The 17,656-nt window shown below is 53.3% G+C and carries 19 protein-coding genes and 1 tRNA gene; 8 read left to right on the plus strand and 12 right to left on the minus strand.

The features are described 5' to 3' along the window. Nucleotides 1-108: 108 nt before the first annotated feature. The gene (locus tag BJF95_RS22775; protein WP_075641792.1) at nt 109-522 is read right to left on the minus strand and encodes a hypothetical protein; all 414 of its coding nucleotides are present in this window, start codon (nt 520-522) and stop codon (nt 109-111) included. 240 nt (nt 523-762) lie between these two features. On the opposite strand from BJF95_RS22775, the gene BJF95_RS22780 reads away from it, so the two are divergent. The 3 genes from BJF95_RS22780 (at nt 763) to BJF95_RS22795 (ending at nt 2,276) form a co-directional block, all read left to right on the plus strand. Then, entirely contained in the window at nt 763-1,515 is a 753-nt protein-coding gene (locus BJF95_RS22780; protein WP_075641793.1) for a YoaK family protein, read from the plus strand. Nucleotides 1,516-1,650: 135 nt separating this feature from the next. Further along, nucleotides 1,651-1,740, plus strand: a tRNA-Ser gene (locus BJF95_RS22785). Between the two features lie 353 nt (nt 1,741-2,093). Then, entirely contained in the window at nt 2,094-2,276 is a 183-nt protein-coding gene (locus BJF95_RS22795) for a hypothetical protein (protein WP_075641795.1), read from the plus strand. Between the two features lie 117 nt (nt 2,277-2,393). On the opposite strand, the gene BJF95_RS22800 is transcribed toward BJF95_RS22795, so the two are convergent. From BJF95_RS22800 to BJF95_RS22815, 4 genes are all read right to left on the minus strand, one after another. Next, on the minus strand, nt 2,394-3,344 hold the full coding sequence (locus BJF95_RS22800; RefSeq protein WP_075641796.1) for a dihydrodipicolinate synthase family protein: 951 nt from the start codon (nt 3,342-3,344) through the stop codon (nt 2,394-2,396). A gap of 48 nt (nt 3,345-3,392) precedes the next feature. Next, nucleotides 3,393-4,688, minus strand: a complete 1,296-nt coding sequence (locus BJF95_RS22805) for a TRAP transporter large permease (protein WP_075641797.1) — start codon at nt 4,686-4,688, stop codon at nt 3,393-3,395. Beyond that, nucleotides 4,685-5,191 carry a TRAP transporter small permease gene (locus BJF95_RS22810; RefSeq protein WP_075641798.1) on the minus strand — a complete coding sequence of 169 codons (507 nt, stop codon included), beginning with the start codon at nt 5,189-5,191 and terminating at the stop codon, nt 4,685-4,687. The genes BJF95_RS22805 and BJF95_RS22810 overlap by 4 nt, the downstream gene beginning before the upstream one ends. A 75-nt stretch (nt 5,192-5,266) precedes the next feature. Next, nucleotides 5,267-6,274, minus strand: coding sequence for a sialic acid TRAP transporter substrate-binding protein SiaP (locus BJF95_RS22815; RefSeq protein ID WP_075641799.1), 1,008 nt, complete (start codon nt 6,272-6,274; stop codon nt 5,267-5,269). Between the two features lie 201 nt (nt 6,275-6,475). Here BJF95_RS22815 and BJF95_RS22820 point away from each other — a divergent pair, with 201 nt between their 5' ends. After that, nucleotides 6,476-7,183: a GntR family transcriptional regulator gene (locus BJF95_RS22820; RefSeq protein ID WP_083638953.1), complete on the plus strand. Its 708-nt coding sequence runs from the start codon at nt 6,476-6,478 to the stop codon at nt 7,181-7,183. Between the two features lie 20 nt (nt 7,184-7,203). Here BJF95_RS22820 and BJF95_RS22825 read toward each other — a convergent pair whose 3' ends face one another. From BJF95_RS22825 to cyoA, 5 genes are read right to left on the minus strand one after another with little or no spacing between them, the layout of a single operon-like run. Further along, on the minus strand, nt 7,204-7,935 hold the full coding sequence (locus BJF95_RS22825) for an SURF1 family protein (protein WP_075641800.1): 732 nt from the start codon (nt 7,933-7,935) through the stop codon (nt 7,204-7,206). 56 nt (nt 7,936-7,991) lie between these two features. After that, a complete protein-coding gene (gene cyoD, locus BJF95_RS22830; RefSeq protein WP_075641801.1) occupies nt 7,992-8,378 on the minus strand; it encodes a cytochrome o ubiquinol oxidase subunit IV in 387 nt (128 codons plus the stop codon). Further along, a complete protein-coding gene (gene cyoC / locus BJF95_RS22835) occupies nt 8,375-8,992 on the minus strand; it encodes a cytochrome o ubiquinol oxidase subunit III (protein ID WP_075641802.1) in 618 nt (205 codons plus the stop codon). Before cyoC ends, cyoD begins: the two co-directional genes overlap by 4 nt. Before the next feature lie 4 nt (nt 8,993-8,996). Further along, nucleotides 8,997-11,000 (minus strand): cytochrome o ubiquinol oxidase subunit I, encoded by a 2,004-nt coding sequence (cyoB, locus tag BJF95_RS22840; protein WP_075641803.1) that lies wholly within the window; start codon nt 10,998-11,000, stop codon nt 8,997-8,999. 38 nt (nt 11,001-11,038) lie between these two features. Next, nucleotides 11,039-12,196, minus strand: coding sequence for a ubiquinol oxidase subunit II (cyoA, locus tag BJF95_RS22845; RefSeq protein ID WP_075641804.1), 1,158 nt, complete (start codon nt 12,194-12,196; stop codon nt 11,039-11,041). A gap of 362 nt (nt 12,197-12,558) precedes the next feature. On the opposite strand from cyoA, the gene BJF95_RS22850 reads away from it, so the two are divergent. The 3 genes from BJF95_RS22850 to BJF95_RS22860 all read left to right on the plus strand — a co-directional run bounded on the left by BJF95_RS22850 (nt 12,559) and on the right by BJF95_RS22860 (nt 14,679). Continuing rightward, nucleotides 12,559-13,098: a sigma-70 family RNA polymerase sigma factor gene (locus tag BJF95_RS22850; RefSeq protein WP_075641805.1), complete on the plus strand. Its 540-nt coding sequence runs from the start codon at nt 12,559-12,561 to the stop codon at nt 13,096-13,098. Further along, the gene (locus BJF95_RS22855) at nt 13,082-13,870 is read left to right on the plus strand and encodes an anti-sigma factor family protein (protein WP_075641806.1); all 789 of its coding nucleotides are present in this window, start codon (nt 13,082-13,084) and stop codon (nt 13,868-13,870) included. Before BJF95_RS22850 ends, BJF95_RS22855 begins: the two co-directional genes overlap by 17 nt. A gap of 92 nt (nt 13,871-13,962) precedes the next feature. Continuing rightward, a complete protein-coding gene (locus BJF95_RS22860) occupies nt 13,963-14,679 on the plus strand; it encodes a Bax inhibitor-1/YccA family protein (RefSeq protein WP_075641807.1) in 717 nt (238 codons plus the stop codon). A gap of 116 nt (nt 14,680-14,795) precedes the next feature. Here BJF95_RS22860 and BJF95_RS22865 read toward each other — a convergent pair whose 3' ends face one another. Beyond that, nucleotides 14,796-15,236, minus strand: coding sequence for a pseudoazurin (locus BJF95_RS22865; protein ID WP_425348725.1), 441 nt, complete (start codon nt 15,234-15,236; stop codon nt 14,796-14,798). 226 nt (nt 15,237-15,462) lie between these two features. Here BJF95_RS22865 and BJF95_RS22870 point away from each other — a divergent pair, with 226 nt between their 5' ends. Next, nucleotides 15,463-16,152, plus strand: a complete 690-nt coding sequence (locus BJF95_RS22870) for an NnrU family protein (RefSeq protein WP_075641808.1) — start codon at nt 15,463-15,465, stop codon at nt 16,150-16,152. Nucleotides 16,153-16,208: 56 nt separating this feature from the next. Here BJF95_RS22870 and BJF95_RS22875 read toward each other — a convergent pair whose 3' ends face one another. Continuing rightward, entirely contained in the window at nt 16,209-17,546 is a 1,338-nt protein-coding gene (locus BJF95_RS22875; RefSeq protein WP_075641809.1) for a dicarboxylate/amino acid:cation symporter, read from the minus strand. Between the last annotated feature and the right edge of the window lie 110 nt (nt 17,547-17,656).

Below are 17,656 nucleotides of genomic sequence, written 5' to 3' on the forward strand. Positions count from 1 at the left end.
CATTCCATATTCTATGGTTTCAACCACGCCCATTGGCCTGAAAAATGGCGCAAAGCAGCGGGTTAAATCCATTATAAAGCTCTGGCGCGGAATGCGCCGATCTATGCATCAGGAATGTTGCAACGGTGGCGCGCGCGGCTGATGCGCGCTGCGATAAGATGAATGCGCAAGCGTGGTATGCTCCCACCCGCCTTGTGGCGCGGCCCGCTGAGGTGGAGTGATGGGCGAGACATCAACGACAACGACGGGAATATCATTGGGAGGTGGCCCTCCTTTGTTGTCGTCGCGATCTGCATCACGCAGATGTCTGCTTTCGTTGCGCGCAGACAGATGAACCTTGCCACGGAGCGCGCTGAAATCAAGATCATTGGCACTATGGCTGGGACCAAATGTGGTGCCCGGAAACCACGGAAGAAACAGGAGGTAAGCCAGCAGAAATGCACACACCGCCAACACGCTGCCGTCACTATGGGGGCGCGGGCATGTGGTGCGTATGGCGGGCCGAAATCCGTAACGTTTCATAGGGGCTCGGGTAACACGTCTCTCAGTCACTTGTCGACCGTTAAAGCAGCTTTGCGCTCACAGGCCTCGATTTGGCAGGGTTTTGTCTCACAAAACCCTTAGGCAGACGACGAAAATCCCACGGATATGAGATGTGAAGGAGAGTGGCATTTTGCCATTGCAATTGGCTTGCGCATGGCGATCTCGCAGTGAGATAGTCGTCCATCTTCACGAGTCGCTGACACAGGTTCGGTGTCCAATATGAAAACATACATCAAAAGCCTAGCACACAGAGATCGAACCGAGGCAAGTGACCGCCATCTCGCTTTTTACCTCACCTTTATTGCTGGCGCAGCCAATGCGGGCGGGTTTATGGCCGTGCATCAATACACATCCCATATGTCCGGGATTGTTTCATCCCTTGCTGATAATCTTGTTTTGGGAGAGCTCGAATTGCTGCTTTCCGGTTTCACCGGATTCGTGTTTTTTCTGTTTGGTGCAGGCGTTTCGGCAATCCTCATCAATTGGGGGCGTCGTCGCAATCTGCGCTCGATCTATGCTCTTCCTTTGGCCCTGGAAGCCTCATTGCTGGCGGCGTTTTCGCTATCGGGTTTTCTCGGGCCGATTGGCCGTGATCTCGCGCTCATGATTATTGCGCTCCTGTGCTTCGTTATGGGGTTGCAGAACGCGATTATCACCAAATTGTCAGGCGCGCGCATCCGCACCACCCATGTGACCGGATTGGTGACCGATACAGGCATCGAATTGGGTAAACTGTTCTATTGGAATGGCCGTCACGTCGCGCCAGACGGGCCGCCAGAGGTAAGGGCCGATCTGCCGAAATTATGGCTTCTTTCGCGCATGGTCTTTCTGTTTTTTCTGGGCGGTGTAACGGGGGCCATCTCGTTCCAACATATCGGCATTTCGGCGGCAATCTTTCTTGCAATTCCCGTTGCCGTACTTGCCATTTTCCCCCTGCTGGAGGACTATAACGCACGCGGCAAGAAGGAATAAAAACGCACGTAAATTGAATGGTTTCTCAGCATTTTGTTGTTATGGTGTTGACGTTACGTTTTGTCTGGCTATAACCCAAAATCAGAATCGATAACAAACCATATCGATACGGTCAGAGTTCGCTCTGGCATTGAAGGAAGAGTGTCCGAGTGGTTTAAGGAACCGGTCTTGAAAACCGGCGTGCGGGAGACCGTACCGTGGGTTCGAATCCCACCTCTTCCGCCATGCCTAAAATTAATCAAACAAAATCAATTATTTAAAAGGCAAAGTGTCAAACTATTGGGCGCGGTTTGACAATTTATGTTCTATTTTATCCCCGCCTTGAAGGTGTGGCTCGGCTTGGGTTGCGAGTTCTCGGCAGTTGGCGGCGATGGTGTAGCGGGTTACTTCGTCAAGTGATTTATGCCCGCTGATTGACAGATATGGCGCGTGACCTTTCGCTTCAATGAAGTTACCCAAGCGCTTGAGCATATTACCTGAGGCGATGGGTTGTGCCTGTGACAAAACGCACATTTCCCGAATGTTCGTCATATCCTATAGATGATTGAATGTATTCAATTTTTCAAAGGAACTGTTCAATGACGAGTGACTGGGTGGATTGGTTCCCTATCGTCTTCTTTCCGTTAAAGATTATCGTGCTCGGCACAGCCATGTTCTTTGCTATCAAATGGCATCACGATCAAGATAAAGCCGAGAAGAAGAGAAACGAAACAACGGCATCGCAGGCGAGCGCCGAACACCCCCTCAATACCGCAGATTAGGCAATTGGCGTGTCGACGAGAGCGAGGATGGCACCTGTTCATGCAGGAGCCATCGCCGGTGCGCAAGACCAGGCTGCTATTTCCACTGCATAATGTTCGCCTTAAATCGATTCCGATTTAAGGAATTATGCTGCAATCTGGCAGAGCTTGAATTCGTGTTCGGAAAATCTCTGCGCCTTGCGAAATTCGATCGAGAACAGCGTCCAATGCCCAGAATTTCTCATGAATATCGTAAGGCACCGCGCGGCTATCGACATGAGCAAATGTCCCGAGACGCTGGTGAAAGAATTTGGCGAGTTTCGGATAACCCATCGGCTCGCACATCGCCGAAAGCGCCAGAAAAACATCCAGTTCTGCGGCTAAATCCGCGTGTTTGTGACCGTGATCTTGCAGCCAGCGGTAGAGGTCGGGATGGAAATTATTCATCACGCCACAAAAGCCGCCGCCGCTGACGGTCATCGCCGGATAGGCAATGGCTGCATTGGCGTTGCAGATCAAAAATGGTGTGCCTTTGGTAATTTCAGCGCGACGGGTGACCACCTCCAAGTCGCAGGAGACGTCTTTCAACAAAACAAAGCGGCCAGTTTGCGCGCAAAAGTCGATTTCGTCATCGCTCAACAAACGCCGATAGGGTGCCGGGCATTCGTACATGCCAAGCGGCATATCGGTAGGGAGGGCGGATAGCAGCGCATCCAGCGTCGCACGTACAGTGCTTGCACCCTCTGTTGCTGTGGCCAATCGATTGCTGACCAAAATAACGCCATCTACGCCGGTTTTTGCGATGGCGCTCAACTCGGTAATTTGGTCGTCCAGACCATCCGACACATGGCCAGAGGCAACAACAGGAATGCGACCGGCCACTTTTTCTGCCGTGAAGCGTGAAAGCTCAACGCGCTCATCCAACGACAGAAACCGCATTTCGGACGATTGGCAGGCGGCAAAAAGCGCTTCCGAGCTGTTGGCGATATACCATTCAATCAAGGCTTCAAGGCCTGCCCAGTCAATTTTATCGTCCGGGGTGAAAGGCGTGATCATGACGGGAATAATACCAGAAATACGGGTGGTCACATGCCGCTCCTATAAAAACGAAGAATAAAACGATCCCAAACCGCAGGCTCAGCCGGAATAGCCGAAGAGCTTGGGGAGCCAGAGCGTGATTTCAGGAAACAGGATCATCAACACGAGCGCCAGCACCAGTGCGGCGATGAAGCCCCAGATTTCCGAAATAATCTCTTTGAGTGGAATGCCTGTCGTGGCGTTGATCACGAAAAGCAATATTCCATATGGCGGCGTCACCATGCCAATCATGGTGTTCACCACGGTCACCACGCCGAAGTAAATGAGATCAATACCCAACTCGCGGCAGGATGGTATGAACAGCGGGATGATAACCAGAATGATGGTCGATGCATCCAGCACGCAGCCCAGCAGCAGCAGCAGAATATTGACCCCAAACATGAACATCAGCGGAGAAACATGAATGCCGCTCAAAGCATGCGAAATTGACACGCCGATATTTTCGGACGCGACAATATAGTTCAGCACCAAAGCGCCCCCAATCACCAATCCCACGGATGCTGAAGGGCGCGCACTTTCCACCAGAATGTTATAGAAGGACTTGATTGTCAGGGTGCGATAGAAAACGGCTGCGAGAATGAGGGCATAGGCCGCAGCAACGGCAGCTGCTTCTGTCGGCGTGGTAATGCCGCCATAGATGCCATAGAGCAGGATGGCTGGCATGAGAAGTGCCGGAAATGCTTGCGCCGTGAGGCGCGGGATTTCACGAAGTGGCACGGGCTCTTCTTGGACCATATCATGCTTGTAGGCATGAATGACATTCATGATCATCAACACAGCACCCATGACCAGACCGGGCATGACGCCGCCGAGAAACAAATATCCAATCGACGTATTGGAAACCAGCGCAAACAGCACCATGGGAATAGACGGCGGAATAACCGGGCCGATGGTGGCAGATGCCGCTGTTAAGGCGGCGGCATAGCCGCCAGAGTAATGGCCACTCTTGCGCATCATGTCGATGACAATGCGGCCAACACCGGCAGCATCGGCCACAGCCGATCCTGACATGCCTGAAAAGATCAGCGATGATACCACATTCACATGGCCCAATCCGCCCTTGAAGCGGCCAACTGTTGCCACGCAAAACTTCAACAGGCGTTCGGAAATCGCACCCGCATTCATGATGTTGGCAGCAACAATAAACAGCGGCACCGCAAGCAGGACGAAGCTGTCGTAAAGGCCTGAAACCATCTGTTCACCGGCAATAGCCGGGTCTTGGCCCTTTGCCACCAGATAAACGATAGAGCCAACAATGATCGAATAAGCGACAGGTGTGCCAATCGCGGCAAGGCCCAAAATGGCGATGAGGCATAGTGTCAGGGCAAGGCTCATTGGTCTGCTCCAGCGGTGGAAGCCGAGGCTTCGTCTTCTACTCCGTGTTTGAAAAGAGTGACGATTCTCCAAAGCTGGGCTGCAATCACCGCCACCAGAAAAATGGCGTAGATGCTGTAGATGTCGCGCATGGGGACACGGAGCGTGGCACTTTTCTTGATTTTAAGAAAATCAATCCAGCCCCAGGTTGGCTCCAGTGACCACAAAAATGCGGCAGCGATGGCCAGTGCCGAAATGAGCGCCATAACCCTGCGAGGGCCGCGCGGCACAGCCATGTAGAGAATGTCGAAGCGGATATGATCACGCTCGCGAACAATAAATGCCCCACCGAAAAATACCATCCAGAGCCAGAAGATCAAACAGAGTTCCAACGTCCAACCAAATGGTGCATCCATGACATAGCGTGAATAGATTTGCAGAAGAAAGGTTGCAAAAAGCCCAAACATCATCAATGCACTGATGGCTTCTGCCCCTTTTCGGAGCCAATGAAAAATAGCGCCCATGCAGGCCTCCCAATGTGCGGATCACGATCGTGCAAACCGCGCCCGAGATCAGCTCGAACGCGGCACGCTTTCTGATCAGCTCGCCAGAGCGTTGATTTTATCCAGCATGCCCTTGGGCCATGATGCCGCATATTCGCTGCTCAAAAACAGCTTCTGCACGTGGTCGCGGAATGCTTTGATGTCAGGCTCATAGACATCCAGACCTTTGTCTTTGAGGAAAGCGATAAGGTCGTCTTCCTTCTTCAACTGGTTTTGCCGTCCGAATTCAGCCGCATCATTGGACGCTTTGAGAAGGGCTGCTTGCTGATCTGCGGGCAGGGCATCAAACACTTTTTTGGAAATCGCCAGATAGTTCAGATCGACAAGATGGGATGTGAGGCAAATCTGTTTGGTGACTTCGTAGAATTTCGCGTCCACCACAGTCGGCAACGGATTGTCTTGTCCGTCGACCGCGCCGGTCTGCAAGCCGGTATAAATCTCGGTGAAGGCCATGGGCGTCGGGTTTGCACCAAGGGCTTTTCCAAGGAACTGCCAGGCATCTGTGCCCGGCATGCGCAGGGTCACGCCTTTGAGATCGGCGGGTGTCTTAACTGTCAGTTCGGCCTTGGATTTGCGAAGATTGAGCTGGCGACGACCGAGATACATGACGGTCAAAAGCTTGACGCCGAGGTCATCCTCAACCTTCTTCTTCATCGGCTCCATCAACGGATCATTGAAGACCTTCACCTGATGGGCGGCATCCTTATGGACATAGCCTGCGGAAAAAATCGAAAACTCAGGAAAAAACACCGCCAATTCCTGCGCCGAGGTAATCGCCATATCGAGATTGCCGCGCGAGATGGCCTCCAGCTCGGTGCCCTGCTTGAACAGCGTGGCATTCCAATGCGGCTCGAACGTCGCAAAGCTGGCAATGGCCGGCGCAAATTTCTCGATAAGTGCGACGGCGCGCTGGTCTGTCTCAGAGGCCGGTGACGATAGGCGAAGCACTGGTTTGCCTGCGGCAAAGGTGCTGGATGCAAAGGGCAAGGTTGCTGCTGCGGCCGCCATGGCGAGTGCCGAGCGGCGCGTGAATTGCTTGTTCATTCTATTCCTCCCAATCAGAATTCTGGCATTTGACGCCAGTTGCAAGCGAAAAGTCCAACACGTAGCTGTGTTGCAACCCACTCAATCCACCCCTCCTCAAGGCCGCACCGAGTTCTGCTCAACCTCTTTATAACTTATTAATCGAGCGTGACAAGTCACTAACATGTTAGTAAGCTGTCAAAATGAAATGAGAGAGACGCGATGAACAGCCTTACCCCTTCTGCCGATGATGATGGTACAGCTAAGGCCACCAATCGGGCTGGCACCGCCACGCTCAGACAGGTGGCCTATGACAGCATTGAAGATTTGCTGAACAACGGCGGGCTCAAGCCGGGTGATGTTGTTTCTCAACGCGAGCTTATGGAAAAAACCGGTGCAACGCTTGGCGCAGTGCGCGAGGCCATCCCGCGTCTCGAAGCAGAGGGCCTGCTGATAACGTTGCCCAAGCGCGGGCTGATGGTGCCCAGTCTCGATATTACGTTCGTGCGTGACGCCTATCAAATGCGCACGATGATTGAGATGACCTCCGTGCCATTTGCAATCAAACACATTTCAAAATCTGTCATTGCCGGGTGGATTGATTGGCACAACAGCGCGATTGACCACTTGGATCGCGGCGATGAAGAGGTCGCACAGCGTTTGCAGCGCCTTGATTGGGACATTCATTTGCAAATGGTCAGCGCGATCGGAAACGCGTTGATCACCAACGTCTATCGTGTCACATCAATCAAAACCCGCATGGTCGGCCAATCACGTATTCGGGTTACACCGGCCAATGCAAGCCGCGTGATTGGTGAACATCTGGCCTTTTTGAACCCTCTTTATGCTGGCGATGAGGTTGAGGCGACAAAGGCGCTCTGTCAGCATATCGACAATTCCCTGACCCTTGCCTTGGGTGGAACATTATAGCCGTATCTGCCTGGGGCTCATCACTTCGATGAATGGCGAAACAAATACCAGAGGAAAACCAGGCTCATGAGGGCCATGACGAACCAGGTGATGGCGTATTGAAGATGGCTGTTGGGGAATTTTACCTGCGTGAGGCCACCGACTGGAAACGTGCCGCCCGTGGCGGATTTGTCTGCATCAATGAAATAGGGCGCAACGTTGCTCAGATCCCACTTGCTGGCGATGGCTGCGACATCGCGGGAATACCATCTGTCATCTTGCGGCACGTTTGAGCGCAAAAGGGTGCCGTTTGGCTCAGACAGGCGGAGCAGGCCTGTAACCGTCACGGGGCCAGTGATCTGACCCTCAAGACGGGTGGATGGCGCTTTCTTGTCCAATGGTACAAAACCGCGATTGATCAACACCGTTTCGCCATCCGTGGTGGTGAGCGGGGTCAAAACCCAATAACCCGCGCCAAGCTCTGTCGAGGCATAGACATAGGTTTCTTTTGTATTGTCAAATTGACCGACGATCTGGACATGCCGGTATTCGTCGTTTTGTTGATTGATTGTTGGCCATTGGGCGCGCGCAGGAGCCTGAACGGGGGCGGCATGCACGCGGGAATCAACACGCGCGATCAGATCGCGCTTCCAACCGAGGCGCTCGATCTGCCAAATTCCCAATGCAACAAACCCTGCACAGGCCAAAAGCAGGAAGGCGGAAAGCAAAGCTTTGCGAGCGACGCTTTGTCTTGGGGCAGGGGCAGTGGTCATTGTTATATCCTGAAACACATCGGGCGGCTGTTAGGCCGCCCGACGATAGAGCCTGATTAGGGCATATTTCTCATCATCTCGACGCCCATGGGCATCATATTTGTATTCAGGTGATGCATAACCCAGAGCGAGCCAGACAGAACGATGACCACGATAATGACCGTGAACATCAGCGCCATAACGGTCCAGCCGCCTTCAGACTTGGTGTTCATGTGCAGGAAGTAGATCATGTGAACCACAATCTGCACCGCACCAATGGCCATGACCAGACCAGCCAGTAGGGCCTTGTTTTCAATGGCACCGCTCATCACCATCCAAAAAGGAATAGCGGTGAGGATGACAGAGAGGATAAAGCCAGTGACATAGCTTTTCACGCTGCCGTGGCTTGCTTCATGGCCGCCTGAGTGATGACCATGATCGTGAGCATGTGCGTTCTCGCTCATCCGATAACTCCCAGCAGGTAAACGTAGGAAAATACGCCGATCCAGACAACGTCCAGGAAGTGCCAGAACATCGACAGGCACATCAAACGGCGCTTGTTTGCGTCATTCAAACCATGTTTCTTGACCTGTACCATCAGCGTGACAAGCCAGATGAGACCGAAGGTGACGTGCAAGCCGTGCGTTCCAACCAGCGTGAAGAACGCCGACAGGAATGCGCTGCGGCTAGGGCCTGCACCCTCATGGATCAAATGCACGAACTCATAAAGTTCGAGATAGATAAACACCGCACCGAACAAGCCGGTGATAGCCAACCAGATCAGCGTCGCAGACTGATTTTTCTTTTCCATCGCCAGCATGGCAAAGCCATAGGTGATGGACGAGAACAGCAGCATTGCCGTGTTGATGGCAACGAGCTTGAGGTCAAACAGATCAGCAGGCGAAGGGCCGGCCGCATAATTGCGGCCGAGCACGGCATAGGTTGCGAACAGCATCGCAAAGATAAGGCAGTCGCTCATCAGGTACAGCCAGAACCCAAGGTTCGTGCTGCTTTCTGGATGATGATCCTCGGTGAGGTAGAATTCGGGCTTTTCGGCCTTATAGCTTCTCGGATCCATCAGATCACCCCTTATTACCAAGAAGAGCGGTGCGTGTGGCTTCGGTGTTCACCACCTCTTCCGCGGAGATGTAATAGTCACGGTTGTAGTTAAACGTGTGACCGATCGCGACCGCGACAATTGCAACGAACGAGATGATCGCAAGCCACCACATGTACCAGATCATCCCGAAGGCAAAAGCGATGCTCAAGCCAGACAAGATCACGCCCGTGCCGGTGTTTTTCGGCATATGAATTGGGCGGAAACCAAGCAGCGGACGGCTATAGCCACGCTTCTTCATATCATCCCATGCGTCAGGATCGTGAACAACCGGCGTGAAGGCGAAGTTGTAAGCAGGCGGTGGCGACGATGTCGACCATTCCAGCGTACGGGCATCCCATGGATCGCCCGTGAGGTCACGAAGCTTTTCGCGGTTCTTGATGCTCACGCCAATCTGCACGATGAACGAGCCGATACCTGCTGCAATCAGAACTGCACCAAAGGCGGCAATGACGAACCAGATCTGCAAAGACGGATCATCAAACTGGTTCATACGGCGGGTAACACCCATCAGGCCCAGAACGTAGAGCGGCATGAAGGCGAAGTAGAAGCCGACCAGCCAGAACCAGAAGGACATCTTGCCCCAGAAAGCATCCAGTTTGAAGCCGAAAGCTTTCGGGAACCAGAAGTTGATGCCGGCGAACACACCAAACACCACGCCGCCGATGATAACGTTATGAAAGTGCGCGATCAGGAACAGCGAGTTATGGAGCACGAAGTCAGCTGGAGGAACAGCGAGCAGAACGCCCGTCATACCACCGATGACGAAGGTGACCATAAAGCCCATGGTCCACAACATTGGCACTTCGAAGCGGATGCGGCCACGATACATCGTAAACAGCCAGTTGAAAATCTTCGCGCCCGTGGGGATCGAGATGATCATCGTGGTGATACCGAAGAACGAATTCACACTTGCGCCGGAGCCCATGGTGAAGAAGTGGTGCAGCCAAACCAGGTAGGACAACAGCATGATGCTGCATGTCGCGTAAACCATCGATGTGTAGCCAAAGAGGCGCTTGCCAGAGAAGGCAGACACAACTTCGGAGAACACGCCGAACACTGGAATAACCAGAATGTAAACTTCAGGGTGGCCCCAGATCCAGATCATGTTCACATACATCATCGGATTGCCGCCGAGGTCGTTTGTGAAGAAGTTCATGCCGAGGTAGCGGTCAAGCGACAGAAGCACGAGTGTTGCGGTCAGGATCGGGAAGGAGGCCACGATCAGCACGTTGGTGCAAAGCGAGGTCCAGGTGAAGATTGGCATCTTCATGAAGGTCATGCCTGGGGCACGCATCTTTACGATGGTTGCAATCAGGTTGATACCAGACAGCGTGGTACCAACGCCTGCGACCTGCAGACCCCAGATGTAATAATCGACACCGACGCCAGGGCTGTAATCACCACCCGACAGAGGTGGATAGGCCAGCCAGCCTGTGCGAGCGAATTCGCCAACAAACAGCGAAATCATCACCACAACGGCACCTGCAACCGTCATCCAGAACGAGAAATTGTTCAGGAAGGGGAAGGACACGTCGCGCGCACCAATCTGCAACGGCACAACGAAGTTCATCAAACCTGTGACGAACGGCATGGCGACGAAGAAGATCATGATCACGCCATGGGCGGTGAAGATCTGGTCGTAGTGGTGTGGCGGGAAGAAGCCCGGATCGCCGTTGAAGGCCATGGCTTGCTGGACGCGCATCATCAATGCATCGGCAAAGCCGCGCAAAAGCATGATGACGGCCAGAATCATATACATGATGCCGATTTTCTTGTGGTCAACACTGGTGAACCACTCTGACCAGAGATAGCCCCACAGTTTGAAATAGGTAACGGCACCAAGGACTGCGGCACCACCGATGGCGACAGCAATGAACGTCACCACAAGAATGGGTTCGTGGTACGGGATGGACTCTAAGGTCAAACGCCCGAAGATAAACTTCATGATGTCTGGGTTTGAAAACATGGGAAGCCCCGTTGAGTTGAATGCGGCGGAATGGCGGTTCAGTTTTTGGCTTGAGCCGGCGTCGCCGCGTCTTTTTCGCTGTCGGGCATGTTCATTCCCGGCATGGTATGGTTCATGTGCATGGTGGTGTCGTCGGCTTTTGTGGTCGAAGACACGGGCATTGCATCAGTCTTGATGCTGGAGTGCTCTTTGGCACCTTCTGTGCCGTGATCTGGGCTGACGCTCAAATCCACACCGCGGTCGTCATATTGCAGCTTGTCGCGGTTTTCAGCGCTTTCTTTGCCTGCGCCGCCCATCATGTCGATATGCATCATCTTGTCGACGCACATCTTGTCCGGATCAACGCACATGTTCAGAACCTTGTTGTAGAGGTTCTTCTCGGTCGAGGCGAAGTATCGCACAGGATCCTTTTCGCTCGGCTTTTCGAGCTTCATGTAGGCGTCCTGGTTCAGCGCTGTGCCATTGGCCTTGACTTGAGCAACCCAATTGTCGAAGCCCTTCTGGTCAAGTCCGTGGAACTTGAAACGCATGTTGGAGAAACCTGCGCCAGAGTAGTTTGCAGAGAAGCCTTCATAAACGCCGGGCTTGTTTATAACGCCGTGGAGCTGTGTCTGCATGCCCGGCATGGCGTAGATCTGTCCAGCCAAAGCAGGGATGTAGAAGGAATTCATCACAGATTGCGCTGTGATCTTGAAGTTGATTGGCACATCCACAGGCGCTGCCAGTTCATTGACCGTTGCAATGCCGAGATCGGGATAGACAAACAGCCACTTCCAATCCATTGCCACAACTTCAACCGTCATCGGCTTCACGTCAGCCGGAATGGCGCGTTCTGCGTCTAGGCGGTCCAATGGCCGGTAGGGATCGAGCCGGTGGGTCGCAATCCATGTCACGGTGCCCAAAACAAGAATGATCGCGATGGGCGCGGACCACACAACAAGCTCAAGCTTGGTTGAATGGTGCCAGTCGGGCAGATATGTCGCGGATTTGTTTGAGGCGCGGTAGCGCCAGGCGAACAGGAATGTCAAAAAAATCACCGGAACGATGATCAGCAACATTAAAACGGTGGCAAAAATGATCAGGTCGCGTTGCTGCATTGCGATATCGCCGGACGGCGACATGACAACGAGATTACAACCTGAAAGCAGCAACAGAGGTGCTAGCATTAGAATTGGTAGTGCTGGGATTTTTTTCATTACTTTGACTCACATCAAGCGCGTACTGGCGAATTAGTCCTTTTTTTCAAAGAAGAAACGCGCATTTTGTCGCAGGCAGAGTCTCTAATGTAAGCTTTAGTGCGCGTGCGCAGTCCGTTGTTTGGCATTTTAGACTTCTGCTTCTTCTAAAATAATGCCGTTAATTCTGTGGCTTATGAAAATCTTCACCTTCGCATGTGCGGCATAAAACAGGCGGCTATCGGGTGATTTTTGGGCGCGCAGTTACCAATAATCAAATTGTCGCACCCCCCTGTTGAGAGCCCGTGTCTGCCACCAACTGACAAAACCAAAAAAATATTCAGGGCGTGGAATAAATGAGCATGGGGGTCCGTATATAGGGCATGGACAAGAAGATTGGCTCATTTGACGTGATTGGACAGCTCGCCGCACTGCGGCGTTACGCGATGTCGCTCGTGCGCAATAAGGATGACGCTGAGGATCTGGTGAATGATGCCTTGGTGCGCGCCTATGAACGCCATGGCAGCTTTCGTCAGGATGGAAATCTGCGTCGCTGGCTGTTTGCAATTTTGCACAACACGCACATCGACCGCGTGCGGCATAAAAAATCGGCAGAGCAGCGCGATGCGATTGCGGCTGAGCTGTTTGATCCGGTGGTTGAGAGCGGGCAGGAGCAGGTCGTTCGCCTCAATCAGTTGCGGGCCGCGTTTATGGCATTGCCGGAAGAGCAACGTCAGGCGTTGCATCTCGTGGCGATTGAGGAGTTTTCCTATCAGGAGGCCGCCGACATGCTGGGTATTCCGGTTGGCACTCTGATGTCACGCCTATCGCGTGCCCGCGCTCGACTGCGTGCGTTTGAAAACGCGCACGGCACGGTTCCCAAGCTTCGGATTGTAGGAGGTTCTGATGACACGACAGTCTGACCCGATTGTGGATGCGGATATTCACGCCTACATCGACAACCAACTCGATATGGCGCGGCGTATCGCGGTCGAGGCCCATCTGGCACAAACGCCTGAGCTTGCCGCACGGGCGATGGCGGATTTGCAGGTGCGCGACGAGTTGCGTCTGGCCTTGAGGCTCAATTCAGGCAGTCCTGACACGCTTGATGCCCATAAAACCCGGCATACGGCCCGCTTGCTGGAGCAGGCGCTGCGCAACAAAGGGCGGGTTGCACTTTTGCGGCGGGCAGCGGCGGTTGCAGTCTTTGTCGGTTTTGGCTGGGTGGCGCATTCCTTGATCAACCCGTTCACGGCGACGCCAGTGGTTGCCTCGGTGCCCACGCCTGCATTTGTGCGCGAAGCCTTGCAGGCGCATGAAGCAACCCTGGTGCGCGAAAAACTGCGCCCGACTGTGACGAACACGGCTTTTGATGCTGGTGAAGTGCGGGCTGCAACCGGCATTGTTCTGCCAAAGCTGCCGGAAAATTGGACGGTGTTGGACAGCCAGATCTTTCCGTCGGATTTCGGTCCGAGTGTTGAAATGGCGGTAAAGCAGCGCAATGGCCGCGACCTCACCTTATTTGCGGCGAGGACCGGCGCGTTTTCTGTGCAGCGTGTAACGCTTGCCTCTTCCGGCAAGTCAGCCGCCGCTTATTGGCAAATTGGCGAGGTTGCCTATGCGCTGATTTCCGATGGTGGCGATACGGATGCGCTGGCGGCATCAGCAGACCGGCTGGCCAAAACGCTTTATTGAAAACTGAAAATATCAACACAGTTTCAAAAAGTTACCTATCTTTGACACTTTTGAACATGTGTCGAGACAAAGAACGAGAGGAGTATCCATCAATGGATCCAGTCAATAGAAATTATCAAATGGGGGCTGGCGTGCACTCTGCCGCGGCACTCGATCAGGGTTTGCGCCAACACATGTTGCGCGTTTACAATTACATGGGTGCTGGTCTGGTGATTACCGGTCTGGTCGCCTATTTCGTTGGCTCCACGCCAGCACTTTATGTGCCAATCTTTCAAACACCTTTGAAATGGGTGGTGATGTTGGCTCCGTTGGCCTTTGTGTTTTTCTTCTCATTCCGCCTGCATGCCATGTCAGCCAGCGCTGCCCAAATGGCGTTCTGGGCATTTTGTGCCGTCATGGGACTGTCGATGGCCGCTGTGTTTTTGCAATTCACGGGAGCCAGCATCGCACGAACCTTCTTCATTTCAGCGACCATGTTTGGTGCCATGAGCCTTTATGGCTACACAACCAAGCGTGATCTCTCGAAGTTCGGTTCGTTCTTGATGATGGGTTTGATCGGTGTTGTGATCGCCTCCATCGCCAATATTTTCCTTGGCTCAACGGCATTGCAATTTGCCATCTCCGTCATCGGTATTGTGGTGTTTGTTGGCCTCACGGCTTGGGATACCCAGACGATCAAGGAGCAATATGCCGAGAACATTGACCACGAGTCTCAGCAGAAACTGGCCGTGTTCGGGGCTTTGTCGCTCTACCTGAATTTCGTCAATATTTTCCAGCTGTTGCTGAACCTGACAGGCGAGCGCGAATAAGCGCAGGTTAAGTCGGTCATTACAGCGCCGTGCGCCATATATGACGCACGGCGCTGTACCACGTTTAATTGGCGGCACCGGATGATGGCCAGCGTGGTCCTGATGTGAGACGCGGCTTAATGCAGTGAATCAAGCTCTGTGATCAGGGTGGTGCTGGCTTTCGGAGGCAGTTTTGCGTCCTTGATCGCTTGCGCATTGGCTGCGGGCGCATCGCCAACAACAACCACGGCCACCATGCCCATGCCGACATGGGGGGCGCATTTGATGCCATAAGCGCCAGCCACAGGAAATGTCACCTTGATCGTCTCGTTGATTTTTCCTTTGAAAGGCTCGGCACCCGTTGGTAACAGGCCGGGAATGGTTTCTGCGCTGTGTCCCTTATCGGTTGGAATGAAGGTGACGGTATCGCCGGGGGCGATTTTGAGGGCGGCGGGCTCAAAGACCATAGCCTGCCCATTTGCACCCTTGTTCAGCATGTGAATTTCATAGTCGGCTGCCATGGCGGGCGTGCCTGCAGCAACTGCGATCAATGCAATGAGGGCGAGGGATGTGCGCATCAATATCTCCATGAGGGCATCATGTGAAACCGAAGGATCAACACGATGCTCAAGTTTTTTGTTTGGGCTTGCCCGCACAGGCATAGTGGCATTTTGCACCCGCCACTTTGATTGAGCGCAAATCGCGTTTTGTTGAAGAGCGCGCTTGGTAGGTTTTTTGGCAGTGCGGTGCTAAGAGATCAAAGATCGGCACTAGGCCCAGTCATAAACAACACGGCGCTTCTTCATGGCGAATTTTATTCTCGCATTTTTCTTTTTTCTCTTCACGCATTCGTTGCCGTCTTTTGCAAGGTTGCGCCAACACCTGATAGACCGGCTCGGGCGCTCGGGGTATATGATCGGTTATTCCCTGCTATCTTTAGCGTCGCTGGCATGGCTGTTTTATGCTTTTGCAACATCGGAAGACGTTGCGCTTTGGATGGATCATCCGTGGCAGGCATGGGTGACATTTCTTTGTGCGCCGATCGGCATTTTTCTGGTGATCTGTGGTCTGCTCAGTCCAAACCCTGCCTCCATCAGCTTTCGCCCATCGGGCCGCGTTGGCGCCATTGTGTCAATCACCCGCCATCCCGTGCTATGGGGCTTTTTCCTGCTGTTTTTCGGCCATATCTTTCCCAATGGTGAGCTTGCCGCTTTGATCTTATTTGGCGGATTTTCCGCCTTTTCGCTCATGGGCATTGTCATTTTAGAGCGCCGTGGCCGTCGTCGGCTTGGCGCGCGATGGAGCGAGATCACCAGTGCAACATCAATCATCCCTTTTGCCGCCATGTGTGCTGGGCGGGCGCATCCAAGAGCGGATGGGGTTATGCTGCTGTCGTTGTTGGCAACGGCATTGATCACGGGCCTGCTTTTGTTTGCGTTCCATGAAGTGCTGTTTGGGGTCGATCCTCTTTTGCTTGCGCTCTACGGTGTTTGATAGCCAAAAAAACGCCCCGGTTTTGCCAGGGCGTTTTTATGAATTGGCAGATGGATTTATGCCGCAGCAGGTGCTGGCAGCTCCTCAATCACATCAATTTCTTCCGGCAAATTACCAGCCATGGCGGCGTTGAACTTTTCAACGTCAAGTTCATTTTCCCAGCGGGCAACAACCACGGTTGCAACAGCGTTGCCAACGAAGTTGGTCAGCGCGCGGCATTCCGACATGAAACGGTCAATGCCGAGAATAAGCGCCATGCCCGCGATTGGAACGGAAGGAACGACGGACAGGGTGGCTGCCAGCGTGATAAAGCCCGCACCGGTGATGCCTGCGGCACCCTTGGAGCTCAGCATTGCCACCAGCAGCAGCAAAATCTGATCACCGAAAGACAGGTGAATGTCTGTTGCCTGGGCAATAAACAGGGCGGCCAATGTCATGTAGATATTGGTGCCATCCAGATTGAAGGAATAGCCGGTTGGAATAACCAGACCAACAACCGAGCGCTTGCAGCCCGCACGCTCCATCTTGGCCATCAGGCCGGGCAAGGCTGCCTCGGACGATGATGTGCCGAGCACCAGCAGCAGTTCTTCTTTGATATAACGGATCAAAGCCAGAATGGAGAACTTGTTGTAACGCGCCACGGCACCGAGGACGACGAGCACGAACAACAGGGACGTGACATAGAAAGTCGCAATCAGGTAGGCGAGATTGGTCACCGAACCAATGCCGTATTTGCCGATGGTGAAAGCCATGGCACCAAAGGCCCCCACGGGAGCTGCCTTCATCAAAATTGCCACCAGCTTGAACACTGGCACGGTCAAAGATTGAAGGAAATTGGTGACAGGTTTGGCTGCATCGCCAACCATGGCCAATGCGACACCAAACAGAATGGAGAAGAAAAGAACCTGAAGGATATTGCCGGAGGCGAAGGCACCGACGATCGTATCAGGAATGATCTCCATCAAGAAGCCGGTGATGCTCGCGTCATGCGCTTTCTGGGCGTAAGACGTCACAACCTTGGCATCCAGCGTGGCTGGATTGATGTGCATACCTGCGCCCGGCTGAACGACGTTGGAAACCAACATCCCAACTGCCAGGGCAAGAGTGGAGAAAACCAGGAAGTAAATCATGGCTTTGCCTGCCACGCGGCCGACTTTTTTCAGGTCGCTCATACCGGCAATTCCGGTTGCGACGGTCAGAAAAATCACTGGCGCGATGACCATTTTAACGAGCTTGATGAAAGCGTCGCCAAGAGGCTTCATCGATTCGCCAACGGATGGGTAATAGTGCCCCAGCACAATGCCGATAATGATGGCGGTGATGACCTGAAAATACAGGTGACGATAAAATGGAAGCTTGCCACCCTGTGGGGCGGCGGACGTGTCTATATGCATCTGACCCTCCGTAAGCGCCCCAACCGAATGGATCGGCCTCCCGGGGCATCAGTAAATTTCAACATCACTGCAGATGTTTGGTTATACTCAGCAAAGACCGTGCCAAGTTG

The sequence above is a fragment of the Rhizobium oryziradicis genome, assembly GCF_001939045.1.
GTDB classification, from domain to species: domain Bacteria; phylum Pseudomonadota; class Alphaproteobacteria; order Rhizobiales; family Rhizobiaceae; genus Allorhizobium; species Allorhizobium oryziradicis.